Origin of the sequence: Curtobacterium sp. SORGH_AS_0776, from assembly GCF_031453355.1 — a bacterium.
Classification (GTDB): Bacteria; Actinomycetota; Actinomycetes; order Actinomycetales; family Microbacteriaceae; genus Curtobacterium.
The window spans coordinates 1,253,903-1,275,847 of the sequence record NZ_JAVIYU010000001.1 but is presented as its reverse complement, the minus strand read 5'-3'; the positions used below and the strand labels follow the sequence as shown (position 1 = coordinate 1,275,847).

26 protein-coding genes are annotated in these 21,945 nt (G+C 72.7%); 10 read left to right on the top strand and 16 right to left on the bottom strand.

Annotated elements, in window-relative coordinates:
- Positions 1-46 precede the first annotated feature (46 nt).
- Entirely contained in the window at positions 47-934 is an 888-nt protein-coding gene (locus QE359_RS06445; protein ID WP_309778329.1) for a CPBP family intramembrane glutamic endopeptidase, read from the bottom strand.
- Between the two features lie 22 nt (positions 935-956).
- Here QE359_RS06445 and QE359_RS06440 point away from each other — a divergent pair, with 22 nt between their 5' ends.
- The gene (locus QE359_RS06440) at positions 957-1,646 is read left to right on the top strand and encodes a metal-dependent transcriptional regulator (protein ID WP_309778327.1); all 690 of its coding nucleotides are present in this window, start codon (positions 957-959) and stop codon (positions 1,644-1,646) included.
- 148 nt (positions 1,647-1,794) lie between these two features.
- Here QE359_RS06440 and QE359_RS06435 read toward each other — a convergent pair whose 3' ends face one another.
- Positions 1,795-3,087, bottom strand: a complete 1,293-nt coding sequence (locus tag QE359_RS06435) for a sodium:proton exchanger (protein WP_254791855.1) — start codon at positions 3,085-3,087, stop codon at positions 1,795-1,797.
- 435 nt (positions 3,088-3,522) lie between these two features.
- On the bottom strand, positions 3,523-4,167 hold the full coding sequence (locus tag QE359_RS06430) for a HEAT repeat domain-containing protein (protein WP_309778324.1): 645 nt from the start codon (positions 4,165-4,167) through the stop codon (positions 3,523-3,525).
- A 105-nt stretch (positions 4,168-4,272) separates the two neighbouring features.
- Here QE359_RS06430 and QE359_RS06425 point away from each other — a divergent pair, with 105 nt between their 5' ends.
- On the top strand, positions 4,273-5,226 hold the full coding sequence (locus tag QE359_RS06425) for an aldo/keto reductase (protein ID WP_261646446.1): 954 nt from the start codon (positions 4,273-4,275) through the stop codon (positions 5,224-5,226).
- Positions 5,227-5,309: 83 nt separating this feature from the next.
- On the opposite strand, the gene QE359_RS06420 is transcribed toward QE359_RS06425, so the two are convergent.
- Positions 5,310-7,454: a septum formation family protein gene (locus QE359_RS06420; protein ID WP_309778321.1), complete on the bottom strand. Its 2,145-nt coding sequence runs from the start codon at positions 7,452-7,454 to the stop codon at positions 5,310-5,312.
- On the bottom strand, positions 7,451-8,002 hold the full coding sequence (gene pyrE, locus QE359_RS06415; protein WP_022905654.1) for an orotate phosphoribosyltransferase: 552 nt from the start codon (positions 8,000-8,002) through the stop codon (positions 7,451-7,453). The genes QE359_RS06420 and pyrE overlap by 4 nt, the downstream gene beginning before the upstream one ends.
- 87 nt (positions 8,003-8,089) lie before the next feature.
- Between pyrE and QE359_RS06410 the strand changes: the two genes are divergently transcribed.
- Positions 8,090-9,757 (top strand): hypothetical protein, encoded by a 1,668-nt coding sequence (locus tag QE359_RS06410; protein WP_309778318.1) that lies wholly within the window; start codon positions 8,090-8,092, stop codon positions 9,755-9,757.
- Positions 9,758-9,834: 77 nt separating this feature from the next.
- On the top strand, positions 9,835-11,172 hold the full coding sequence (locus QE359_RS06405; RefSeq protein ID WP_309778316.1) for a peptidoglycan DD-metalloendopeptidase family protein: 1,338 nt from the start codon (positions 9,835-9,837) through the stop codon (positions 11,170-11,172).
- Here the strand turns inward: QE359_RS06405 and QE359_RS06400 are convergent.
- The 6 genes from QE359_RS06400 to QE359_RS06375 are packed head-to-tail and all read right to left on the bottom strand — an operon-like array spanning position 11,169 to position 14,204.
- Positions 11,169-12,002 (bottom strand): aminoglycoside 3'-phosphotransferase, encoded by an 834-nt coding sequence (locus QE359_RS06400; protein WP_309778314.1) that lies wholly within the window; start codon positions 12,000-12,002, stop codon positions 11,169-11,171. The two genes, QE359_RS06405 and QE359_RS06400, sit on opposite strands and share 4 nt — an antisense overlap.
- Before the next feature lie 7 nt (positions 12,003-12,009).
- A complete protein-coding gene (locus QE359_RS06395; protein ID WP_309778312.1) occupies positions 12,010-12,603 on the bottom strand; it encodes a hypothetical protein in 594 nt (197 codons plus the stop codon).
- Entirely contained in the window at positions 12,600-13,208 is a 609-nt protein-coding gene (locus tag QE359_RS06390) for a hypothetical protein (protein ID WP_309778310.1), read from the bottom strand. The genes QE359_RS06395 and QE359_RS06390 overlap by 4 nt, the downstream gene beginning before the upstream one ends.
- Entirely contained in the window at positions 13,205-13,573 is a 369-nt protein-coding gene (locus QE359_RS06385) for a hypothetical protein (protein WP_071294428.1), read from the bottom strand. Before QE359_RS06385 ends, QE359_RS06390 begins: the two co-directional genes overlap by 4 nt.
- A complete protein-coding gene (locus QE359_RS06380) occupies positions 13,570-13,761 on the bottom strand; it encodes a hypothetical protein (RefSeq protein ID WP_070417057.1) in 192 nt (63 codons plus the stop codon). The genes QE359_RS06385 and QE359_RS06380 overlap by 4 nt, the downstream gene beginning before the upstream one ends.
- Complete coding sequence (locus QE359_RS06375; protein WP_070419251.1) at positions 13,758-14,204, bottom strand: Asp23/Gls24 family envelope stress response protein; 447 nt, start codon at positions 14,202-14,204, stop codon at positions 13,758-13,760. The genes QE359_RS06380 and QE359_RS06375 overlap by 4 nt, the downstream gene beginning before the upstream one ends.
- 142 nt (positions 14,205-14,346) lie before the next feature.
- Between QE359_RS06375 and QE359_RS06370 the strand changes: the two genes are divergently transcribed.
- On the top strand, positions 14,347-15,183 hold the full coding sequence (locus QE359_RS06370; protein ID WP_309778307.1) for an exodeoxyribonuclease III: 837 nt from the start codon (positions 14,347-14,349) through the stop codon (positions 15,181-15,183).
- Between the two features lie 96 nt (positions 15,184-15,279).
- On the top strand, positions 15,280-15,537 hold the full coding sequence (locus QE359_RS06365; protein WP_070417059.1) for a hypothetical protein: 258 nt from the start codon (positions 15,280-15,282) through the stop codon (positions 15,535-15,537).
- Between the two features lie 4 nt (positions 15,538-15,541).
- Here the strand turns inward: QE359_RS06365 and QE359_RS06360 are convergent, their stop codons facing one another.
- Both QE359_RS06360 and QE359_RS06355 read right to left on the bottom strand, forming a co-directional pair.
- Positions 15,542-15,949 (bottom strand): aldehyde dehydrogenase, encoded by a 408-nt coding sequence (locus tag QE359_RS06360; RefSeq protein ID WP_071294427.1) that lies wholly within the window; start codon positions 15,947-15,949, stop codon positions 15,542-15,544.
- A 62-nt stretch (positions 15,950-16,011) separates the two neighbouring features.
- Positions 16,012-16,935, bottom strand: coding sequence for an AEC family transporter (locus QE359_RS06355; RefSeq protein ID WP_071294426.1), 924 nt, complete (start codon positions 16,933-16,935; stop codon positions 16,012-16,014).
- A gap of 73 nt (positions 16,936-17,008) precedes the next feature.
- Here QE359_RS06355 and QE359_RS06350 point away from each other — a divergent pair, with 73 nt between their 5' ends.
- From QE359_RS06350 to QE359_RS06340, 3 genes are all read left to right on the top strand, one after another.
- Complete coding sequence (locus QE359_RS06350) at positions 17,009-17,605, top strand: nitroreductase family protein (protein ID WP_309778304.1); 597 nt, start codon at positions 17,009-17,011, stop codon at positions 17,603-17,605.
- A 79-nt stretch (positions 17,606-17,684) separates the two neighbouring features.
- The gene (locus QE359_RS06345; protein WP_083295084.1) at positions 17,685-18,119 is read left to right on the top strand and encodes an acyl-CoA thioesterase; all 435 of its coding nucleotides are present in this window, start codon (positions 17,685-17,687) and stop codon (positions 18,117-18,119) included.
- An 80-nt stretch (positions 18,120-18,199) separates the two neighbouring features.
- The gene (locus tag QE359_RS06340) at positions 18,200-18,958 is read left to right on the top strand and encodes an HAD-IIB family hydrolase (protein WP_071294424.1); all 759 of its coding nucleotides are present in this window, start codon (positions 18,200-18,202) and stop codon (positions 18,956-18,958) included.
- Positions 18,959-19,020: 62 nt separating this feature from the next.
- Here QE359_RS06340 and QE359_RS06335 read toward each other — a convergent pair whose 3' ends face one another.
- Positions 19,021-19,644 carry a phosphoribosylanthranilate isomerase gene (locus QE359_RS06335; protein WP_070417063.1) on the bottom strand — a complete coding sequence of 208 codons (624 nt, stop codon included), beginning with the start codon at positions 19,642-19,644 and terminating at the stop codon, positions 19,021-19,023.
- Positions 19,645-19,720: 76 nt separating this feature from the next.
- Positions 19,721-20,773, bottom strand: coding sequence for a serine/threonine-protein kinase (locus tag QE359_RS06330; RefSeq protein WP_309778301.1), 1,053 nt, complete (start codon positions 20,771-20,773; stop codon positions 19,721-19,723).
- A gap of 199 nt (positions 20,774-20,972) precedes the next feature.
- On the opposite strand from QE359_RS06330, the gene QE359_RS06325 reads away from it, so the two are divergent.
- Positions 20,973-21,176, top strand: coding sequence for a DUF2945 domain-containing protein (locus QE359_RS06325; RefSeq protein ID WP_309778299.1), 204 nt, complete (start codon positions 20,973-20,975; stop codon positions 21,174-21,176).
- A 4-nt stretch (positions 21,177-21,180) separates the two neighbouring features.
- Here QE359_RS06325 and QE359_RS06320 read toward each other — a convergent pair whose 3' ends face one another.
- Positions 21,181-21,930: a DedA family protein gene (locus QE359_RS06320; RefSeq protein ID WP_254790685.1), complete on the bottom strand. Its 750-nt coding sequence runs from the start codon at positions 21,928-21,930 to the stop codon at positions 21,181-21,183.
- Between the last annotated feature and the right edge of the window lie 15 nt (positions 21,931-21,945).

Sequence of the window (21,945 nt, the reverse complement as noted above, 5' to 3'; positions counted from 1 at the left end):
GACTGGGCCCACGCTCGCCGGTCCCTGAACGACGCGTCAGCGGCGGTCAGGCCGTGCCGAGTGGGGAGAGGCGGGGCTCGTCGCCCAGCACCGCGTACGCCCCCATGGGCGGCACGTTCCGCCACCGGCGCCGCAGGCGGCGCGGCCGGTCGTCCCGCCACGCGATCACCCCGCCGGCGACGACCCCGAACGCGAGGACAGCGAAGGACAGCAGCCCGATCACGCCGACGACGACGAGCTTCGACGGGTCCTGCACGTCCGTCGTCGCCGAGAGGCCGATCGACCCGAAGTCCCAGAACGCGTGCAGCAGCACCGGCAGGAGCAGGTTCCCGGTCAGCCGACGCGCGACGTAGAGCGTCGAACCGAACGACGCCGCGAACACGACCTGCACGAGCGTCACTCCGAGACCGGCCCCGGCGAGGGCGTTGAGCAGGTGCAGCACCCCGAACAGCGCGCACGACGCGATCCACACCCCGAACTCGGGCAGGCGCCGCCGGAGCCCGACGAGCAGGACGCCGCGGGTCATCAGCTCCTCGAAGACCCCGACGAGCAGCACCCCCACGGCGAGCAGCAGGAAGTAGCGGACCGGCAGCGCCGACCAGTCCACGAGCGGCAGCCGCACGATGCACACGACCGCGATGAGGATCGGCGCCACCATCGTCCACCGCAGGCGCGTGCGCGTCGGGTCGACGGTCGCGATGCGCCACCAGCCGAGCCCGGTCACGACGAGGCAGAGTGCGACGGCGGCGATGCCCTCCGGGACGACGAGCGACCGGACGACGCTGTCCACCGTCTGTCCGAGGGTCGGGTAGTCGTCGCTCGGCCGGGCCCGCCAGGCGCTGACGGCCGCGAACACCACGAGCGGCGCGAGGCCGACGAGCAGCGACGGCGGAACGGGCCAGCGGCGGCGGCGGGAGGGGTCGGCGGCGGTCACCTGCCGTTTGTACCATTGGGGCATGCGCTTGCCCTCCCTGTCCACGATGGCGGAGGACTACGTGAAGCTCGTCTGGAAGGCGAGTGAGCGCGGCGGGACGGGCCTGGCCACCCGCGACATCGCCGCGGCGCTCAAGGTGTCCGCATCGACGGTCTCGGGCAACCTCCGGAAGCTCGACCGCGACGGCCTCATCGAGCACACCCCGTACTACGGCGTCGTGCTCACCCCGCTCGGCCAGCAGGTCGCCGTGGCGATGGTCCGGCGGCACCGGCTGATCGAGACGTTCCTCGTGCAGCGGCTGGGGTACTCGTGGGACGAGGTCCACACCGAGGCCGAGGCGCTCGAGCACGCGGTGTCGGAGACCTTCCTCGACCGGGTCGACGCCGACCTCGGGCACCCGACGCACGACCCGCACGGCGACCCGATCCCGCGCGCGGACGGAACCGTGCCGGACTCCCCCGGGACCCTGCTCGGGGCCGTCGAGCCCGGGGCGTGCGGCACCGTCGACCGGGTGTCCGACGACGACCCCTCGCTGCTGCGGTACTTCGACGAGCTCGGGGTCGGGCTCGGGACGCACCTGCGGGTGGAGCAGGTTCGGGACTACGCGGGCGTCATCGCGGTGTCCCGGCGGTCGTCGGACGGGTCGGAGTCCCTCGTGGACCTGCCCGCGGCGGCGGCGTCCGCGATCTGGCTCGCCCCCGACGCCGACTGACGCCCCGCGCGCCCGTCGGCCGCGCACCGCGGTCGCACGACATGCCGCTCACGTCCGCCGAGATCGCACGAAGCGCCGCCCGCACGCCCGCCATCCGGCAGAAAACGCGACCTCGGCGCCTCGCGCCGGCCCCGCACGCGCCCGCGCGTCAGCCCCGCAACACGGGGGACGACGCCCGGCGGAACGGCGCAGTCACCGTCGGCAGGATCTCCCGCCGGTTGATCCAGAACACCACGACCGCCGCCACGAGGTGCACGATGCTGAGCACCCACCGCCCGTTCGTGTCCGTCACGAAGAACTGCACCGCGAACAGCGCCGCGAGCCCGATCGCCGACCACCGGTGGAACCGCAGCGCGATGATGATCGCCACGCCGAGCACGGTCTGCGACGCGGTCAGCATGAACTCCTCGACCTGCCGACCGTCGAGCGGCAGCCCGCCCGAGGTGCCACCGCCGAGCACGTGCGCGATCGGCAGCGACCCGACGAGCAGCGACCACTGGTTGACCTTCGACGCGATGAGCGTGCCGATCGCCGCCCCACCCATCCCCCGCAGCGCGAAGAGCGCGGCGACGATGAACTCCGGCGCCTCCGTGGCGAGCGGCGCGAGCCACTGCACGAGGAAGTAGCTGTCGATCCCGAGCGCGCTTCCGGACTGCACGAGCGCGTCCGCGAACGGCTCCGCAGAGGACAGGATCACGGCCGCGGCGACGACGAACAGCGCCACGATCGTCCAGCGACGCCCACGCTGCGGCATCGAGGCGATGTTGCCCGCCATGCCGACCATCTCCTCCTCGTCGTCGTCGCCGTCCTCGACCTTCGACGCCCGCCAGAGGTACCAGACGAACGCGGCGAGCAGCACGAACCCGAACCACATCGGGATCGAGCCCATCAGCGGGATGAGGAACGCGACGAGGGCCAGGAGCGCGAGGAACCCGATGTCGAGTCGCGAGGACCGTTCGAGCTCCAACACCCGGGTGGCCGAGGCGGGGAGCGACCCGGTCCGGACGAACCGGCGCGCCACGAGCAGCGAGATGATCACGACGAGGGGCCACCCGAACCCGAGCAGCAGCCGGTTCGAGCCGGTCATGTTGGCCGCGGCGAACTGCTCGTACGAGGGGTCGTACCCGGAGCGGAACGCGTAGTACAGGTCGACCGCGTACTCGGGCAGCACGGCGATCAGGGCGAGGATCGCGATCGCGAGGGCGCCGGCGATGTCCTTCTGCGCGGCCTCGGCGGCCCAGGCGAGCAGGAACGAGGCGGCGACGACGGCACCGCCGAAGACGAGCAGGTCGACGACGGGGTTCGGCGCGAACCCGCCGATCCGGAAGACGACGGCGGGCAGGGCGATGGCGATGCAGATCGCGATGCGGCCCCAGGCGCTGGCGCCCATCCGAGATGCCACGACGCCGGGCGTCGGAGCGGGAGACAGGGTGTCGGTCATGGTGGTCCTCGTGGTCGAGCCATGACGCTGCACACACTCGAGCGGCTTCGGCCATGGCGGAACGGCCGAAGGTCTCGCTCGCCTCGAGGGCCACGTGCACCGGGCCGATCGTCGTGATGGCCAGTGTGTCGATGCACGCGCTGGGAGCTACTCCCCTTCGCCACCACCTTGGCGCGCTCCGATCCGCTCACGCAAGCCGATCCGGCCTGTTCGGCGTCCCGAATCCCGGTGTTCCCCGACCCGCCCCGGAACGGCCTGGAGGCGCGGGGCGGCCCCGCACCGCGCCTCCCGTCCGTCGTCGGGTCGCGCCCACCGCGTTTCGTGCGCAGAAATGGTCGGGTCGCCTCCGCCGACTCGACCGTTTCTGCTCACGAAACGACGCGGCGCGGCGCGCGAGGCGCGCGGGACGCGCGGCGCGCAGCGCCCCCGCGCGCGCTACCCCTTCGCGGAGCGGGTGCGGCCGAGGGCGACCTCGCGGCGGGCGCGCTCGACGGCGAGGGCACTCGCGGCGTCCGGGTCCCGGAGGAGGCGGTCGACCTCGGCCACGTGCGCACGGACGTCGTCCGCACCGCGCGCCGAGGCGTCGTCGAGGACCGGTCGCACCGCGTCCTCGCCGAGTGCGACCAGGGCGCGGGACAGACTGAGCCGGGTCTCCTGGTCTCCACGGCCGAGGTGCTCCGCGAGCGTCCGGGCGAGGGCGTCCCGCTCGGCGTCCGGGACGAGCGCGGCAGCGGTGCGCCACGCCGCTCGGAGGACCCCGACGTCGGAGTCCCGCAGCAGGGGCCGCACCGACGGCCAGACCGCGGGGTCGCCGATCTTCGAGAGGGTGTGCAGCGCCTGGCTCCGGGCCTGCGGCAGCGGTCGGTCGAGCTCGGGCAGCACCCGACGGACGACCGCGTCGGCGGGGAGCCGGATGAGCGCCCACGTGAGCATGTCGCGGACGAAGAAGTCCGGCTCGACGGCGCACTGCTCCACCAGCACGTTGAGGTCCGCCGGGTCCGGGTGCGTCCCCGCGGCCATGACGGCGCGGAGGCGGACGGACGAGCGCGGGTCGGCGAGTGCGGTGGTGAGCGCGGACATGGCCCCATGCAAGCGCACCGTCCTGCGTGACGTCCGGAGACCGCCCGCCAAGGGTCGAGGCATAGCGTGGGCGGGTTCGTTCGACACGACCACGAAAGGATCCCCATGCCCCGCATCGGTACCAGTGACCTCACGGTGTTCCCCCTCGCCCTCGGCGGCAACGTCTTCGGTTGGACGGCCGACGAGCAGACCTCCCACCAGGTGCTCGACGCCTACACCGCGGCCGGCGGCGACTTCGTCGACACCGCGGACGTCTACTCCGCCTGGGCGCCCGGGAACTCCGGCGGCGAGTCCGAGCAGGTCATCGGCTCGTGGCTCGCGACGTCCGGCAAGCGCGACGACGTCGTCATCGCCACGAAGGTCTCCCAGCACCCGCAGTTCCAGGGCCTCTCCGCCACGAACGTCGCCGCGGCTGCACGCGCGAGCCTCGAGCGGCTCGGCACCGACCGGATCGACCTGTACTACGCGCACTTCGACGACGAGTCGACCCCGCTCGAGGAGACCGTGCGCGCGTTCGACCAGCTCGTGCGCGACGGCCTCGTCCGGTACACGGCCATCTCGAACTACTCGAAGGAGCGTGCGGCGGAGTGGATCCGCATCGCGCGGGAGAACGACCTCGCCCTGCCCGTCGCGATCCAGCCGCACTACAACCTGGTCACCCGCGAGCCGTACGAGTCGGACATCGCTCCCCTGGCCGCCACCGAGCACCTCGGGGTCGTTCCGTACTTCTCCCTCGCGGCGGGCTTCCTCACCGGCAAGTACCGCACGAAGGAGGACTTCGCCGGCAAGGACCGCGAGGGCCAGGTCTCCGGCTACTTCAACGAGGCGGGGCTCGCGGTGGTCGACGCGCTCGCCACGATCGCCCAGGACCGCGGCACCGAGGTCGCGACGGTCGCCCTCGCGTGGCTGCAGGCGCAGCCGGACGTCGTCGCGCCGATCGCCAGCGCACGCAACACCGAGCAGCTGCCGGCACTGCTGGCGTCGGCGGAGCTGGAGCTCAGCGCCGACGAGCTGCGGACCCTCTCCGACGTGTCGGGGAAGGTGTCGGCCGCGGCCTGACACCGGCGCGGTCGACCCGGGACGACATCATCGACGTCGTACGACCTCGGTGATGTCGTTCCGGGTCCGCCCGTCCAGACCCCTCACGCGCTCGGCGCGACCGACCCCGTCATCGTGTCGCCCGACGACCGGGTGACGAAGCACGAGATGAACGTGTCCCCCTGGTCCCACGTCGCCTGGTCGGGCGCGTAGGACCCCTGCACCTGCACGTCGCCGTACGCCGCCGCGGCCGAGGCGTTCAACGCCGCCGAGGTCTGGCACTGCTCGGCCGCCTGGGCCGCGAGCGCGTCCGGCCCGGGCCACTGGTTCGCCGAGACGGGCAGCCGCGCGGTGAGCTGGGCGACGTGCGGCGTCTGGCAGTCGACGACCGTGTAGGTCTGCGCCCACGCGTTCGTGAACGGCGACAGGCACTCCCCGCCGGCGAGGTCGGTCCACGCGTGCTCGCCGGGGGCCGCCGGCGTGGTGGCGAACTGCAGCGTCTCGAGCGAGGTCGATGCCGACGAGGGCTGCGACGCCGCGGCGGACGGCGTCTCCTTCGGGGTCGCCGCCGCCGAGGCCGCTGACGTCGAGGTCGGCGCCGGGGAACGCTCGTCGATCCGGTTGCCCAGGATCCACTGCGTCAGGGCGAACACCGCCACGATGAGCACCACGATCAGCACGATCGAGCCCCAGACGAGCAAGAGCTTGCCCCGTCGTCCCTCGTTCCGGAGCTTGGCGAAGCCCTCGTTGATGAAGTTGTCGCGGTCGCCCCCGCCCGCGGAGGCCGACGGCACCGGCGCCACGGGTGGCACGGGCGTGCGCTCGGGTGCGGGTGCGTGCGCCGGCGTGGCACCGACGGCCGGCATCATGCGCGTTCCGGTGTCGTGCGGGTCGTACCCGGTCCCACCGAGCTGCCCGACCGCCTCGGTCCCGAAGAGGTCCTTGATCGCACTCGTGTCGCTCGTCTCGCGACCGTCCCACTCGGACTGGTCGAGGTCGTCCGGCGCGGCGGCCGGGAGCGGCTCCGGCTCGTGACCGCGGATGCCCATCACGGCGTCGAGGTCCTGCCCGACCGCCGGAGGCAGGTGCGCGGGGTACGCGCTCGGCTCCGCCTCGGACGCGGCCGGTTCGACCAGCGGCGGGGCAGCCGTCGGCGGCACGGTGCCGTCCGGCTCGGCCCACCACGGGCCGCCGGCGACGGGCAGCGCCGTGGTCGGTTCGTCGACCTGGAGGCGCGGCTCGTCCTCCGGCGCCTCCGTCGCGTCGTCGAGGTACCCGGGCTCCACCGCCGTGGTCGGCTCGACGACGGGCGTCCCGCCGACCGGGGTCGGCAGCGCACCCGCGACGACGTCGTCGTCCGGGTCGTCCGAGTCGTCCGCCAGGCTCCACGAGCCACCGGCCAGCGCCGTCGTGTCGAACGCGTTCGTGGTCAGGGTCGCCGGCACCTCGCCGGCCTCGTCGTCGCGGATCGCCCAGTCGAACGGGCGCTCCTGCCCGCCGGTGCCCTCGCCCTCGCCATCGGCGATGCGGAGCAGCTCCGTGAAGCTCGGCGGTTCGTCGGTGGCCGGCAGGACGTTCTCCACGCCGACCGGCTGCGGCACGACGGGGAACGCAGGGGCAGCGGGCGCGTCGGCCGGCTGCGAGCCCGTGGCCCGACCGAGCCAGTCGACGTCCTTGCGTCCGGCGCCGAACGGGTCGGTGCGGCGCCGCTCCTCGTCGATCGCACGGTTCTCGGCCGCACGCTGGTCGCGGTGGGACTGGGCGGTCGGCAGGCTGATCGACGACGGGTGCGGTGCGGTCGACGACGGCGGGACCGGGGCCGCTGCGGGGATCCGGTCGGAGAGCGTGGCCCGCTCGGCCTCGGCGTCGGCCTGGGGGTTCTCGGACGGTGCCTCGAGCTGCTCGGGCATCGAGATCGCCTGCGTGGAGTCGTCCTCGGCGGGCGAGGCGGGCGACGCGGGGGTCGCGGAAGACGCGGGGGACACGGGCTCGTCGGACACCACCGGCTCGAACGGGTCCGGCAGGGGTGCGCCGGTCTCGCGCGCGGTCTTCTCCGCCTCGCGCCGCTCACGGCGCGAGGGCCAGTCGTCCGCGCCCCGCGGCGCACCGAAGATGTCGGCGGCACTGCGGAGACCGTGGAACGGAGCGTCCGGGGCGGAGTCGCGCCGTGCCTCCAGTCCGTCGTCCCCGTCTGCGGGACCGGCGGTCTGGTCGGGCTCGTGCGCGTCGTCCGGACGCTCCTCGGTCACGCGCTCAGCCCCAGATCAGCCAGCCCGATCGCCGCGAAGTACGGGTACCCGGCAGCCTCGATCTTCTCCTTCGCGCCGGTGTCGCGGTCGACGACGACGGCCACGGCGGCGATGATCGCGCCCTCGCGCTCCAGTGCCTCGGCGGCCTTGAGCGGCGAGCCGCCCGTCGTCGAGGTGTCCTCGAGCACGATCACGCGCTTGCCGGCGAGGTCCGGCCCCTCGACCTGCTTGCCGCGGCCGTGGTCCTTCGGCTCCTTGCGCACGACGAACGCGTCGTAGGCGAGGCCGCGGGCGGCGGCCTGGTGCAGCACGGCGCTCGCGATGGGGTCGGCGCCCATGGTCAGTCCGCCGACGGCGGCGACGTCCGGCACCTGGCCGATGAGGTCGGTCATCACCTGACCGATGAGCGGGGCGACACGGTGGTCCAGGCTCACCTTGCGGAGGTCGATGTAGTACGTCGCCTTCTTCCCGCTGGTGAGGGTGAAGTCTCCGTGGAACACCGCTTCGTCCGTGATGAACTGGATGAGCTGGTCGCGCGCGTCGGTCACAGCCCACAAGGGTAGCCGGTCGTCCCCGCAGCGCGCTGCCCCGTGTGGGTGGGGTGCGCTGCGAGCCACGCTCGGTACGCTCCGGTCATGTCCTCCGACGCGCGCCCGGTCAGCGAGGTCGTGCGTCCGACGGGCGGCTCGCGGTGGCGCGCGCGACGGCTCGCGGTCGGCCAGGAGGCGCTGGGCGCCCTGGTCGCGCTGGCCCTGACCGTCATCGCCCTGCGCCACGTCGTCGCGACCTCCAGGGTCGCCCTGCTCTGGTACGACGGGGACTCGGTGCTGCTGCCACTCGTCGAACGGTCGATGCAGCTCGGGCAGCCGTTCGAGTGGGCGATGTCCCCGGCGCTGTTCTTCTTCCCGGAGCTGCCGGTCTACCTCCTGTGCTCCCTCGTGACGGCCACGCCGCAGCAGTCGCTCGCGCTGAACGGCGTCCTCGTGCTGCTCGCCGTGTACGCGCTCGTGCGGGCCGCGGCGAACGAGCTCATGCCGGCGGCCCGGCGGTCGGCCCGGATCGCGGTGTCCGCCGTCGCCCTCGGGTTCGTGACGCTCCTGGTGCTCACCGAGTCGTCGGCCACCGCGACCTCGTTGGAGCTCGCGTCCCTGCTCCTCACGACGACGTACTACTACGGCGCGGTGCTGGCGATGCTCGGCACCGCGGTGCTCGTGCTCCGTGCGGTGCGGCTCGGGCGGGCGTCCGTCACGGTCCTCGTCGTGCTCGGCCTCGTCGCCGCGTGCACGACGGCGTCGAACCCGCTGTACGTCCCGTGGTCGGCCGCCCCGGTCGTCGTGACCCTCGTGCTCCTGGCACTCGCCCGCCGGCTCCCGTGGCGTCCGGTCGGGCTGCTCGCCGGGACGCTCACCCTCGGGTCCGTCGTCGGGTACCTGCTGCGGATCCCGCTGCGGCCGTTCGTGTCCCTCGACCCGTCGACCTACGTCCAGCCGTCGCGGGCCGGCGAGACGCTCGGGTTCTTCGCCGCGCTCACCGACGACCGCGCGGGGTCGGCGGCGGGCGACGCGGGGCTGCTCCTGCTGCTCGTGGGGGTGCTCCTGTCGGTCGGCGGGACCGTCTGGGCGTGGCGGGTCCGGACCTCGCGGACCGTCCTCGTCGCCGCAGCGCTCCCGCTCGTCACCGTCGTGGCGGTGTCGGTCGGGGTCGTCGTCGCGGGATCGGAGACCCCGCGGTACCTCGAGCCGATCGTCACGGCGCCGCTGCTCGCCCTGGTCGCGGTCGCCGAGCTCGCCCGCACCGCCGTCCGCCGGACCCAGGTGCACCGGCCGCGACGCGGCATCCGGGCCGTGCTCGCCCTCGCGGCCGCCGGGGTGCTGCTCGCCGGGATCGCCACCGCACCGAGCACCGCCCGCGCGGTCGCACAGGCGCGCTACGACCCGGCGGCCTGCCTCGACCGCTGGGCCGACGGGCGGGACGTCGTCGGGGTCGGGCAGTTCTGGACGGTCCGCCCGCTCGCCGCGTACGCGTCCACGAACGTGCAGCTGCTGCAGGTGCGGGACACGTTCCAGACCTACCCGTGGCTCGTCGACCTGGGGGCCTACCGCGACGCCACACCGACCTTCGTGGTGATCGGGTCCGGCGACGTCTGGACGACCGCCGTCGAGGACTCCCTCGGGCCGCCCGCGACGATCACGCACTGCACCGGGTTCGACGTGTACGACTACGCCGGCACGTCGGGCGCCGCCGTCCTGCAGCGGGACGTCGTCGACAGTGCCGATGCCATCCGGCGGGAACGCGGCTTCTGAACGCCCGCCCTGCGAAGTTGTCCACAGCCGCGCGGCGACGGCCGATCGTGCCTGAACGGATGTATAGGCTCGTGCCCGTGACTCGTCCCACCAGCCACTCCCGTCCCCGTGCCACCGTCCGACTCCGTCTCGCCGCCACCGGCCTCGCGCTCGCGGGCCTCGTCGGCACGGTGGTGTTCGACGCGCCGGTGGCGAGCGCGGCGACCTACCCCTCGTGGGACGAGGTCATGGCCGCGCGCGGGCAGGAGTCCGACAAGCAGGACCAGATCACCGAGATCCGCGGCATCATCTCCGGGCTGTCGAGCAAGGTGAAAGCGGCCGAGGCCGAGGCCGAGCGCCTCGGCACCGAGTTCTTCGATGCGCAGAGCAAGGCGCAGGACGCTGCGGAGAAGGAACAGCGGCTCCGCGCCGACGCCGACGACCACGCCGAGGTCGCCGAGCAGAGCGCCGCCCAGGCGGGGCAGTTCGCCGCCCAGATGGCCCGGTCCGGGGGCGCCGACGTCACCGCGTCCGTGATCTCCGGCGGCCAGGACGCCAGCGACCTGCTCTACAACCTCGGTGCGCTGAGCAAGCTCTCCGAGCAGGCCGAACGCGTCGAGGCCGCAGCCACCGCCGACGCCGCCGTCGCCCGGTCCCTCACCGCTCAGGCCGACCGTGCGTCCGAGGCGCTCGACGACCTCGCTGCCGAGGCCGAGCGCCGCATGCAGGCCTCCCAGGCCGCGGCGGACAAGGTGCAGGCCGCCTACGACGAGCAGCAGACCAACAAGGCACGGCTCGACGCCCAGCTCGCGACGCTGACCTCCGGCCGGGTCCGGACCGAGGCCGAGTTCGCCAAGGGCGAGGCCGTGCGCAAGGCGGCGGAGGAGAAGGCCGCGCGCGAGGCCTACCTCCGGGCCATCGCCGCCCAGAACGCCGCGAACGCGGCCAACGCCGGCAGCGGCGGCGGGGGTGGCGGTACCGGCAGCAGCGGCTCGGGTTCCAGCGGTTCGCCGGGGTCCGGCTCGGGGACCGGGTGGGTCCGTCCGGCCAGCGGGTACGTGATCAGCCCCTACGGGTACCGCGTGCACCCGATCTACGGCACCGTGATCAAGCACGACGGCGCCGACCTCGCGAGCGGGTGCTCGACGCCCATCGTCGCGGCGGCCGCCGGCACGGTCGACTACGCCGGCTGGTACGGCGGGTACGGCAACTACGTGCGGATCAGCCACGGCGGTGGGGTCCAGACGGCCTACGGGCACATCGTGAACGGCGGGTTCCGGGTCAGCCCCGGCCAGCAGGTGTCGGCCGGGCAGCTGATCGCGCTCGTCGGCTCCACCGGCAACTCGACCGGCTGCCACACGCACTTCGAGGTCCACGTGAACGGCGCCACGGTCGACCCGGTGCCGTTCATGCAGGCGCGGGGCGTGGCCTTCTAGCCGTCCCGCCGGGCACCCGGTCCGGCGCTCGTCCCGTCGGCGGTCTCCGTGCCGGACGCGGTCTCGATGCCGTCGTCGTCCAGGTTCCACAGCGCCCGGTACCAGACCGTCCGCTCCTCGTCGACGGGCAGCCCGTACGCCTCGTGGAAGAGTCCGTCCCACCCGGGGCCGTAGTTCCACCCGAGCGCCATCGTCGCCACGCCCAGGTCCGCCCAGCGGTCGGCGATGCCGAGGGCGTCGAGGTCGACGTGCCCGGCGAACCGACCGTCCGCGCCGATCAGGGTGTTCGGCGTGCACGGGTCGCCGTGGCACACCACCACACGGTCCACGGGCGGCTCCGGACCGAGCGCCTCGGGGTCGGCGCCGGCAGCGCGGGCCCGTCCGGCCCGCTGCACGGTGGACCACTCGAACGGGCAGTCGAGCACGGGCAGGGTGTCGTGCAGCGCCCGCAGTCCCTCGCCGGCCGCGATCACGGCCGTGCGCGGTTCGTCGTGCCACCGGGGGTCGACCGCGCTCCACCCCGGCAGCGCGCGGGTGCGGAGCCAGGCCCCCTCGTCGTCGACCCCGTGGTCGAGGAGTTCCGGGACGCGTGCGTACCGAGAGGCCCAGGTCAGGCGCGCTGCCTCGCCGACGATCCAGGGCGCGTAGGCGTGCGGGAGCACCTTGACGTACTCCTCGGCCAGGCCGTCCGCACCGATGCGGAACGTCCGGCCGCCGATCTCGTTGACCCACACGGCCTGCACCGGACGACCCCGTGCGACGCGACGGACGACCGCGGGCACCGCGGCGGCACCCCGCGCACGGGACAGTCCGTCGATCGAGCGCGGCATGCCGACTTCAGTGCACCCGGTCCGTGCGGCCGGAGCCCGCGCCACCCCGAGCGATCTCGAGCAGGACCGGCAGACGGTCCCCGAGCAGGGCGTCCAGGTCGGCGACGATGTCCTCCACCCCGGTCGTGATGTCGCGCGGCGAGGCTCCGCGACGGGGTCGGACGCGGATCCGGATCGCCCGGCCGCCCCGGACCCGGAACACGTCGACCGCGAGCGAGCCCACCTGCGGCATGGCACCGATCGCCGACGACAGCGCGTGCTGCACCGCGGCGGCGTCGATCCGGACCGAACCGGCGACCCCGCCGGCGGACCCGTCGTCCTCGACCACGGTGCCGACCCGACCGCCACCGAGCGTCGACAGCACCACGATCGCCAGGACCCCGAGCACCACCGCGCCGCCGAGGACCCAGGTCCACGCCGTCACCGAGGTCTCGCGCGGGGCATCCGCGCCGAGGGCGTCGAGCACGCCGGCACGCTCGTGCCACGCCGTGGCCGCCCACGGCAGCGTCTGGACGAGGATCGCCCCGACGCCGAGCACGAGCAGCGCGAGTCCGACCAGCACGAGCGCCGTCCGTCCGACGACGCGGTTCGTCGCGTTCATCCGTCCACCCGTCCGGTCGGCTGCACGCGGACCCGCGCGGTGACGCCGGGCTGCGCGTCGATCGCGGCGAACTCCGCGGTCACGGCTTCGGTCGCGGCGACCGCGGGGACGTCGGCACCCGCAGGCGGGCGGAGCACGACGTCGACGGTCCGACGGCCGACGGTGCCGACGGCCGCGTCCTGACCGAGCCGAGTGGCCGACCGAGCGGCCCGCGCGGCGGCCGATGCGAGCACCTCGTCGTCGATGACCACAGCGAGCCGCGACGACGACATCGCGTGCCGGGGGCGACGCTGCGGCAGGAGGCCCTGCGCGAGGAACACGAGACCGGCCAGCGCGACGATCGCCGCGATGCCGACCACGACGGTGGCGTCGAGCCCGCGGGGCGCCCGGGCGGCGGCGTCCACGACCGCGCGGGGATCGACACCGAGCGCACGCTGGTCGAGGAACACGAGTGCGGCGGCGAACACGGCGGCCGCGGCGAGCACGAGGGTGACGAGCATCGCGACGACGACCGCTCCCGACCGCGAGGCGTTCGTCTCGCGGCGGACGATCCGGCGGTACACCCGGTCGTGGGTCGGGCCGGCCGGCAGGGAACGCTCGGTCACCGGACCCTCCTCGGGGTGTCGACGACGGACGACGAGAACGTCACGGTCACCCGTTCGACCTGTCGGCCGGTGATGGTGCGGAGCCGCTCGGCGATCGTGCCGCGGGCGCGGTGCGCCGAGGTGGTGACGGGTTCGTCGGGGACCGCGTGGCTCCCCAGCACGGGGACGGCGAGCGGGGCGGTGATCTCGACCGCCAGCCCACCGCGACCGTCGTCCGCGACCCGGGCACGCGCCTCCTGGAACGGCACCCGGAGCGCTTCCGCAGCGACCGCCTGCGCGGTGTGCACGAGGGCTGCCGAACCGATCCGGTCGGAGCCGGGGACCCGTCCGCCGCTGCCGGGACCGGCGACGGCGGGCGTGCTCACGACGAGCTCCGGCGTCCGCGCAGCACGTCGAGGAGTCGTCGCACGTCGACGTCGCCGGTGACGATGCGGGCGACGATCCCACCCACGAGCATGCAGACGGCCACCACGACGAACGCCCAGGCCCCGAGCGTCACGGCGACGATCGCGAGCAGTGCGCCGACACCCATGCCGACGACGGTGGCGTTCACCGGACGCGGCCCTCGGCGTCGTCGGCGACACCGTTGAGGGCGGGGATGTTCACGTCGTTGATGGCGATGTTGACCTCGGTGACCTCGAGCCCGACGAGCTCGGTGACCGCGGTCGTGACGGCCGCGCGCACCGCGGTGGCGACGTCCATCATCGGCGTCGGGTAGTCCACGACGATCGTCAGGTCGACCGCGACCTGCGTCTCGCCGACCTCGACGCGGACGCCCTGGCCGAGCGCGCTCGAGCCGATCGCGTCACGGATCGCGCCGAACGCCCGGGCCGCGTTGCCGCCGAGCGCGAAGACGCCGGGGACGTCCCGGGCGGCGATGCCGGCGACTTTCGCGACGACCGTGTCGTCGATGATCGTCCGGCCCTTGGTGGTGACCTGCGTCGTCGTGGTGCCGGTCGTCGCGGTCCCGTCGACGCGGTTCGTCGTCGATGCCATGAGTGCCTCCGATGCAGTCTCGTCCTGGTGTCCAGCGAACACCATCGTGCCGTGCTCCGCCCGGGAGCACGGCCCGGCACGCGGAGCCCGCCGGGCCGGCGCACGGAGCTTCGCCGGGCCGGCGCACGGTACGTTCGGACCCATGCGCGTGGCGACCTGGAACGTGAACTCCGTCCGCACCCGAGTGGGTCGGATCGTCGACTGGCTGGTGCGCGAGGACGTCGACGTCCTCGGCATGCAGGAGATCAAGTGCAAGCCGGAGCAGTTCCCGGTCGAGGCGTTCGAGGCCGCCGGGTACCAGGTCGAGGCGCACGGCCTGAACCAGTGGAACGGGGTGGCCTTCGCCAGCCGCCTCCCGCTCGAGGACGTCACCCGCGACTTCCCCGGCCAGCCCGGGTTCCTCAAGGGGCACGAGGGCCCCGACCTCCCGGTGGAGGCCCGCGCCCTCGGTGTCACGGTCGACGGCGTCCGCCTGTGGAGCCTCTACGTGCCGAACGGGCGCGAGGTCGGCGACCCGCACTACACGTACAAGCTCGACTGGCTCGGGCAGTTGGCCGACCGCACCTCGGAGTGGCTCACCGCGCACCCCGAGCAGCCGCTCGCGCTGATGGGCGACTGGAACGTGGCGCCGCTCGACTCCGACGTGTGGGACGTCTCGGTCTTCGAGGGGCACACGCACGTCACCGAACCCGAGCGCGCGGCCTTCCGGGAGTTCGAGGCGCGGGGCCTGCAGGACGTCGTCCGCCCGATCGTGCCGGACGGCTACACCTACTGGGACTACAAGCAGCTGCGCTTCCCCCGCAACGAGGGCATGCGCATCGACTTCATCATGGGCTCGCAGGCGTTCTCGGACGTCGTGACGGACGCCCGCATCCACCGCGACGAGCGCAAGGGCGACGCGCCGAGCGACCACGTCCCGGTGTCGGTCGACCTCGACCTCGAGACCTCGCTCGACGACGACCGGCCGATGATCTTCTGACGCCTTCTGTTACTCCCCGCGTCCGCCCTCGTTGAGCGGGGCGGACCCAGCGACGTACGTTGCCTGCACCGAACCCCTTCGAGAGCAGGTGAAGCCATGTCCCGCACGACCCCGTCGACGATCCTTCCGATCCAGCGCGTCATGGCCGACGCCACGCCCCGTGCCTGGAGGGACGGCATCGTCGTCGAGACACGCCCCGCCGACGTGGTGGTCGCGTTCCTCGACGGCGGCGTGACGCAGCTGCGGGTGGCGGACGCCGACACGCTCGTGTCGGTCGGCGACCCGGTCGCCCATCACCCGGCCGCGGAGATCCTCAGCGCCGGCGGTCGGAAGACCACCGCGCGCACCGCGTGACGCGTCAGGCGGTCATCGAGGCCATCATCGCCTCGCACTTCGCGACCATCTCGTCGCACGCCATCGCGCAGTAGCGGCACGACTCGTCCATGTCCGCGTGGCTGCGGCACTCGGCGGCACACGCCGTGCCCATCGCGACGCAGGCTGTGAGCATCGCGCGCATGCTGTCGGCGTCCATGCCCATCGGACGCATCATCATCCGCATGCCGGTGTCGGCCATCATCGCCGTGTTCGAGCACATCGCGGCACAGGTGGCCATGTCGGCACCCATCTGCATGTCGCTCGCGGAGCACATCGTCGCGGCCATCGACGCGGCGTTCATCGCCATCATCGTGTCCTGCATGAGCTCAGCGTCCATCGCCACGGGCATCTCGCTCGTGGACATGGTCTTCATCATCGCCATGGTGTCCATCGGGGACCTCCTCTTCCGTTCGGTGGCGCCCACGGTACGCGCCGCCCCGATGCGTGACGCGGCTACGGGTGCAGGAGCGCGGCGACCGCGACCAGCACCGGCACGGAACCGATCGTCGAGATGAGCACCACGTCCCGCGCGACCGGCACCGCCGCCCCGTACCGCTGCGCGTAGTTGAACACGTTCTGCGCTGCCGGCAGCGCCCCGAGGGTCGTGAGCACGAAGACGTCCTGGTCCCCCAGCCCGAACACGAACCGGGCGAACACGAACGCCACGGCCGGCATCACGACGAGCTTGATCGCCGACGCCACGATGACGTCCGTCCGGATCGCCGGGTCGCGGAGCGGGGTCGCCCCGTGCAGGCTCATCCCGAACGACAGCAGGACCACGGGTACGGCGGCCGCCCCGACGAGCGAGAACGGCTCGAGCACGGGCGTCGGGAGGTCGATGCCCGTCGCCGAGAAGACCAGGCCCACGAGCGAGGCGATGATGATCGGGTTCCGGAACGGCCCCGAGACCCGGCGCCACCAGCTCCCGCCCGCCGAGGTCGCGGTGTCCAGGATCGTCAGCGCGATCGGCGCGAGCACGATGAGCTGCAGCAGGATGACCGGCACGACCGCGGTGGCCTGCCCGAGGACGTACACGGCGACCGGCAACCCGATGTTGTTCGCGTTGACGTAGCTCGCGGCGAGCGCCCCGACCGTCGTGGTCGCGAGCGGCCGGCGCAGGACGACCCGGAAGACCACGCCGGCGCCGATGGCCACCACGACCGCGCTGAGCAGGGACACCCACAGCATGGGCGACAGCAGGACGTGGATGTCCGCCGTGGCGATCGTGTGGAAGAGCAGGCAGGGCATGAGCACGAAGAACGCGAGCCGGCTCATCACGAACTGGGCGTGCTGGCCGAGCAGTCCGATGCGTCCGACGACGTACCCGGCGGCGATGATCGCGCCGATGATCGCGAACCCGGTCAACACGCCACCCATCGGCTCCATCCTTGCACCATGTGACGTTGCTCAGGCCGGAAATGCGAACGCATCGAATACCGTTGTGCCCACCATGACCTCGACGAACTCCAGCACGCTCACGCGTTCGACCGACTCCAGCCAGCCCCTCGTCCCGTTGCTCGAGGAGCGGTGGAGCCCCCGTTCCTACGACGAGACCGCGACGATCGACGACGCGGCGTACGACGCGCTCCTCGAAGCCGCTCGCTGGGCCCCGTCGGCCATGAACTTCCAGCCGCGCCGCTTCATCGCCGGCCGCCGTGGCACCGAGACGTTCCGGAAGATCAACGAGAACCTGCTCGGGTTCAACGCCGCCTGGGCCTTCCGCGCCAGCGCCCTGGTCGTCGGCGTGCTCGAGACCGTGACCGAGGACGGCGACGAGCGCCCCTTCGCCCAGTACGACCTCGGCCAGTCCCTCGCGGCCCTGACCGTCCAGGCGCACGCCGAGGGCCTGCACGTGCACCAGATGGCGGGCATCGACGCCGAGGGCCTCCGTGCCGCGTTCGACCTGCCGGAGCGGTTCCTGCCGTACACGGTCACCGCGATCGGCACCGTGGCGGACCCGTCGCAGCTCGACGACAAGGCCGCCGAGCGCGAGGTCGCCCCGCGCACCCGTCTCCCCCTCGACGAGGTCGTGCTCGTCAAGGAGTAGTCCTGCGCCACCGCACGCGGCCGCATCCTCACCGGGGTGCGGCCGCTGCCGTGTGCGGCGGGGCGTAGCATGTACTGACATGCAGCACGACGCGAACACCCCCGGCCCCGAGATGAACTTCTACACCCGCAAGTGGGTCCGTCCGGAGGACCTCAACGCCAACGGCACCCTGTTCGGCGGCAGCCTCCTCCGCTGGATCGACGAGGAAGCCGCCGTCTACGCGATCATCCAGCTCGGCAACGGCAAGGTCGTCACGAAGTACATGTCCGAGATCGTGTTCGTGTCGTCCGCGCGCGAGGGCGACATCGTCGAGATCGGTCTCGTCGCCACCCGCTTCGGCCGCACCTCGCTGACGATGCGGGCCGAGGCACGGAACCTCTTCACGCACCGCAGCATCCTCACCATCGACGAGGTCGTGTTCGTCAACCTCGACGAGGACGGCTCCCCGGCGCCGCACGGCTACACCGACATCACGTACGACCGCGACCGGGTGCCCGCCACGCACCGCGCGTGACACCGCAGACATCGCGCAGCGCCGTCCGGGCAGGGCATCGCACCCGGCATGTGATCGGGGGCCTCTGGCAGGATCGGGGCATGACCACGCCCCGCCTCGTCGCCTTCGACCTGGACGACACCCTCGCCCCCTCGAAGTCCGCGCTGGACCCCCGGATGCTCGAGACCTTCGCGTCCCTGCTCGAGGTCGTGCCGGTCGCGGTGATCTCCGGCGGCAACTTCCAACAGTTCGAGCAGCAGCTGGTCGCACCCCTGCGGCGTCGCGACGGGCTCGTGCTCGACGACCTGCACCTCCTGCCGACCTGCGGCACCGCCTACTACCGGTGGACCGGCGACGACTGGGCGCTCCAGTACGCCGAGGACCTCACCGACGAGCAGAAGGCGCGCGCCCTGGCCGCGGTCGAGGCCGAGGCAAAGGCCGCCGGGTTCTGGGAGTCCGAGACGTGGGGCCCCATCCTCGAGGACCGCGGGTCCCAGATCACGTTCTCCGCGCTCGGCCAGTCCGCTCCGGTGGACGTGAAGAAGCAGTGGGACCCGACGGGCGCGAAGAAGGACGAGCTCCGTCGGCGCGTCCAGGCCGAGCTGCCCGACCTCGAGGTCCGTTCCGGTGGCTCGACGAGCGTCGACATCACCCGCAAGGGCATCGACAAGGCGTACGGCATGCAGCGCCTGGCCGAGATCACGAGCGTCGCGCTCGACGACATGCTGTTCGTCGGCGACCGCCTCGACCCCGAGGGCAACGACTACCCGGTGAAGGCCCTCGGCGTCCCCTGCCACGCGGTCGAGGGCTGGGAGGACACCGATGCGTTCCTCACGGAGCTGATCCCCACCCTGCGCTGACGGAACGAGCGCCGGCGGTACGGGCGCTGACGCGCCGACGGACGGGAGGCACGGCGAACGACTCAGGGGATGCTGCGGACCGCCTCGACGAACGCCCGGATCTTCGCCTCGTCCTTCACGCCGCGTTCGGACTCGACACCGCTCGACACGTCCACGCCGTCCGGGTCGAGCGACTCGATCGCCGCGACCACGTTGGCCGGCGTCAGCCCGCCCGCGAGGATCCACGCCTCGTCGACCTTCCCCGTGATCGAGGCGGGGTCGATGAGCCGCCCGCTGCCCGGCACCGCGGCGTCGAGCAGGAGCAGGTCGTGGTCGTACGACGCGCGCTGTTCCGGCGTCTCGGCCAGGTAGTCCTCGGCCGCGACCGCCCGGATCGTGAAGAACCCGGCGTCACGGGCGCGCGCGAAGTCCGTGGCCGACTCGCCGCCGTGCAGCTGCAACGTGGTGAGCCCCACTGCCGACGCGATGCCCACGACCTCGTCGATCTCCTGGTCACGGAAGACCCCGACCGCGTCGATGCCATCCGGCACCCGCTCGACGAGCTCCTTCGCGAGGTCCGCTGTCACGGTGCGCGGGCTGCCGGCGGCGAAGACGAACCCGACCGCGTCCGCACCGGCGTCGATGGCGGCGTCCACGGTCGCAGGGGTCGACAGGCCGCAGATCTTGATCCATCGCTGGTCGGTCATGCCGTCCATCCTGCCAGGGACCCCGGAGGTGCGGAGCGGCCGCCGGTACGGGGTGCGCAGCGGCCGTGCGAGCGGGCTAGTGCAGGGTGCCGGCGATGTACGACGCCGCGCAGGCGACCAGGACGCCGAAGGCCGCGAACGACCCGACGAGCACGTTCCGCCGGCGCCAGCGCCGCACGGTGACGAACGTCCCGCGCCGGGCGTGCCGGTGCGCGGCGCGGTGCAGGCGGTGGTCGCGCTTGTGCTTCACGCGCTGCGGCCCCAGCGGCACCGGGCCGGTTATCTGGGCCGAACCACCGCGCAGGGCGTTCGCGATCGCCACCGCGGTCGGGCGGCGGTCGGGGTCGCGCGCGGTCATCTTCGCGAGGAGGTCCCGCCACTCCGGCGCGATGCCGTCCGGGATCTCGGGGTCGTGGCGGAGCCGTGCGAGTGCCGCCTCGATGAGGGTGCCGGAGTACTCCTGCTTGCCGGTCAGGGCCTCGAGCAGCACCAGTCCGAGCGAGTAGACGTCGGTGGCGAAGCCGATCGGCTCCCCGGCGACCTGCTCGGGGCTGAGGTACGCGGCCGTGCCGATGATCGTGCCGTCGTTCGTCAGGCGCGAGCCGTCGACGAAGTGGGCGACGCCGAAGTCGGTGAGCTTCACGGTGCGCGCGAAGCCCGACGATCCCTCGTCGCTGATGAGGATGTTCGCCGGCTTGACGTCGCGGTGGACGATGCCGCGCGAGTGCACGTACGCCAGCGCGTCGGCCAGCTGGGCGCCGAGGTCGGCCACCTCGTAGTTGTGCAGGGCGCCCCCGGCGAGCCGGCGCAGGAGCGTCGTGTCCGCGATCAGCTCCATCACGATGTACCGGTGCGGACCGTCCTCGAAGTCGTGGGTGCCGGCGTCGTACAGCGGGATGAGCCCCGGGTGCGACAGCATGCTGAGCAGCCGGATCTCGCGCTCTTGGCGGACCCGGTCGGCCGTGGTCATCGACTCGGGCGTGGCGAAGAGCTTCACGGCGACGGCACGGTAGGTGTGCTCGTCACGTGCTTCGTAGACGGAACCCATGCCGCCCGTGCCGATGAGCTTCACGAGTCGGTAGCGGCCCGAGAGGACCGTGTCCGACCGTGTGTCGTTCAGCAGGGCCATGGCTGATGTCGTTCCGTTCAGAGCCCGGTGTTCCGCGGCAGTTGCCGACGTGGTGGCTCATCCACTACGGTACGCGTCCGAGTAGTGATCCGCGCGGACGTTATGACATCGTGATCGGCCTACTTCCCTGTGTTCATGCGGATGCATCGGGGTACAGTCCGACGTCCGAACAGGTGAGCGATCACGCAAGGAGGACACCATGGCGCTGTCGAAGGGCGACACCGTGCACTGGAACACGTCGCAGGGGAAGACGACCGGCACGCTCGTGCAGAAGCGGGTCTCGGACTTCGAGTTCGACGGCCAGTCGTTCAAGCCGACCGACGACGACCCGTACTGGATCGTCGAGTCGGAGAAGTCCGGCAAGCGCGCCGCCCACAAGGAGTCGGCGCTGACGAAGGCGTGAGCGCTCAGTCGCCGGCGGGCTCGGCGCGACGACGGCCTCGGGCGGCCACTGCGCCGTGCTCGGCGCGCTGGTTCCGCTCGGCCCGGATGCGTCGGACCCGTCGGACGACGAACGTCACCACGACGACGGCGATCGCCACGTAGAGCACCCGGTCGATCCACTCGGTGTACTGCTCGACCTTGTCGTACTGGGTCCCGAAGGCCGCTCCGAGCAGCACCAGGGCGCTGTTCCAGATCCCGCTCGCGATGATCGTGAACACCGAGAACGTCCCGAGGTGCATCCGGTCCGCTCCGGCCGGCAGCGAGATGAGGCTGCGGACGATCGGCACGAACCGGCCGAAGAAGACCGCGCTCTTGCCGTGCCGGTGGAACCAGTCCGCCGCCGTGCGGAAGTCGTCCTCGTCGACGAGGGGCAGCTTGCCGAGCCAGCGCGTCGTCCGTTCGAAGCCGATGACGGCGCCGAGCCAGTACAGCACCAGTGCGCCGAGGTAGGAGCCGAGCGTCGCGAGCAGGAGGACCAACACGAGGTTCATCCGGCCGGCACCCGCCAGGAACCCGGCCAACGGCAGGATCACCTCGGACGGGATCGGCGGGAAGACCGTCTCGACGAAGAGCATCAGCGCGACGCCCCACTCCCCCAGGGCGTCGATGAGCTGCAGCACGAGGCCGGACAACCCGCCCATCTCGGGGTCCGCGGCGGAGTCGCCGGCGGCGACGGTCATGGTGTGGGCAGGCGCAGCCACGGCAGTCGTCATCCCCCGATGGTGCCT

Coding starts and splice junctions, on each gene's coding strand:
- QE359_RS06440 (WP_309778327.1), top strand. CDS start 957: ATGCGCTTGCCCTCCCTGTCCACGATGGCGGAGGACTACGTGAAGCTC.
- QE359_RS06435 (WP_254791855.1), bottom strand. CDS start 3,087: ATGACCGACACCCTGTCTCCCGCTCCGACGCCCGGCGTCGTGGCATCT.
- QE359_RS06430 (WP_309778324.1), bottom strand. CDS start 4,167: ATGTCCGCGCTCACCACCGCACTCGCCGACCCGCGCTCGTCCGTCCGC.
- QE359_RS06425 (WP_261646446.1), top strand. CDS start 4,273: ATGCCCCGCATCGGTACCAGTGACCTCACGGTGTTCCCCCTCGCCCTC.
- QE359_RS06410 (WP_309778318.1), top strand. CDS start 8,090: ATGTCCTCCGACGCGCGCCCGGTCAGCGAGGTCGTGCGTCCGACGGGC.
- QE359_RS06400 (WP_309778314.1), bottom strand. CDS start 12,002: ATGCCGCGCTCGATCGACGGACTGTCCCGTGCGCGGGGTGCCGCCGCG.
- QE359_RS06395 (WP_309778312.1), bottom strand. CDS start 12,603: ATGAACGCGACGAACCGCGTCGTCGGACGGACGGCGCTCGTGCTGGTC.
- QE359_RS06375 (WP_070419251.1), bottom strand. CDS start 14,204: ATGGCATCGACGACGAACCGCGTCGACGGGACCGCGACGACCGGCACC.
- QE359_RS06370 (WP_309778307.1), top strand. CDS start 14,347: ATGCGCGTGGCGACCTGGAACGTGAACTCCGTCCGCACCCGAGTGGGT.
- QE359_RS06365 (WP_070417059.1), top strand. CDS start 15,280: ATGTCCCGCACGACCCCGTCGACGATCCTTCCGATCCAGCGCGTCATG.
- QE359_RS06360 (WP_071294427.1), bottom strand. CDS start 15,949: ATGGACACCATGGCGATGATGAAGACCATGTCCACGAGCGAGATGCCC.
- QE359_RS06355 (WP_071294426.1), bottom strand. CDS start 16,935: ATGGGTGGCGTGTTGACCGGGTTCGCGATCATCGGCGCGATCATCGCC.
- QE359_RS06350 (WP_309778304.1), top strand. CDS start 17,009: ATGACCTCGACGAACTCCAGCACGCTCACGCGTTCGACCGACTCCAGC.
- QE359_RS06345 (WP_083295084.1), top strand. CDS start 17,685: ATGCAGCACGACGCGAACACCCCCGGCCCCGAGATGAACTTCTACACC.
- QE359_RS06340 (WP_071294424.1), top strand. CDS start 18,200: ATGACCACGCCCCGCCTCGTCGCCTTCGACCTGGACGACACCCTCGCC.
- QE359_RS06335 (WP_070417063.1), bottom strand. CDS start 19,644: ATGACCGACCAGCGATGGATCAAGATCTGCGGCCTGTCGACCCCTGCG.
- QE359_RS06330 (WP_309778301.1), bottom strand. CDS start 20,773: ATGGCCCTGCTGAACGACACACGGTCGGACACGGTCCTCTCGGGCCGC.
- QE359_RS06325 (WP_309778299.1), top strand. CDS start 20,973: ATGGCGCTGTCGAAGGGCGACACCGTGCACTGGAACACGTCGCAGGGG.
- QE359_RS06320 (WP_254790685.1), bottom strand. CDS start 21,930: ATGACGACTGCCGTGGCTGCGCCTGCCCACACCATGACCGTCGCCGCC.